Source organism: Pseudomonas sp. EL_65y_Pfl1_R83 (assembly GCF_963970695.1).
GTDB lineage: Bacteria > Pseudomonadota > Gammaproteobacteria > Pseudomonadales > Pseudomonadaceae > Aquipseudomonas > Aquipseudomonas tritici.
The window spans coordinates 1-617 of sequence record NZ_CAXAQI010000125.1; the positions used below are offsets into that span (position 1 = coordinate 1).

Genomic DNA, 617 nt, shown 5'->3' on the forward strand with positions numbered 1-617 from the left:
GATGTTCGTGTCGCTGACGCTGACGCCGATGATGGCCTCGCGCTTCCTGCGCTCCCACGGCGAGGTCACCCACGGCAAGTTCTATCAGTGGAGCGAGCGCGCGTTCGATGCGATGCTGCGCGGCTACGTCTATGTGCTCGACCATGCCCTGGCCTGGCGCCGCACCACGCTGGCGATCTTCTTCGCGACCCTCGGCCTTTCGGTCTACCTGTTCGTCCTGATCCCCAAGGGCTTCTTCCCGCAACAGGACGTCGGACTGATCACCGCAACCTCGGAAGCTTCCCAGGACATCTCGTTCAAGGAGATGCAGCGGCGGCAGGTCGAACTCGGCAAGGTCGTGATGGACGATCCCGACGTCGCCTCGGTCGCGATGAACATCGGCGGCAGCGGCCGCGCCGGAAACAACGGCAACATGTTCATCACGCTGAAGCCGCGCGACCAGCGTGAGGCCTCGGCGCAGCAGATCATCGCGCGGCTGCGTCCCAAGCTCGAGAAGGTGCCCGGCGCCCGACTCTACATGCAGGCGGCCCAGGACATCCGGCTCGGCGGCCGACCGACGCGCACCCAGTTCGAGTTCACGCTACAGGACGCCGATCTCACCGAGCTCAACGACTGGG

1 protein-coding gene is annotated in these 617 nt (G+C 65.5%); it reads left to right on the plus strand.

The features are described from left to right. Window positions 1–617 (plus strand): efflux RND transporter permease subunit (locus AACY08_RS27980; protein WP_339472343.1); only part of this gene is annotated, 617 nt, incomplete at both ends.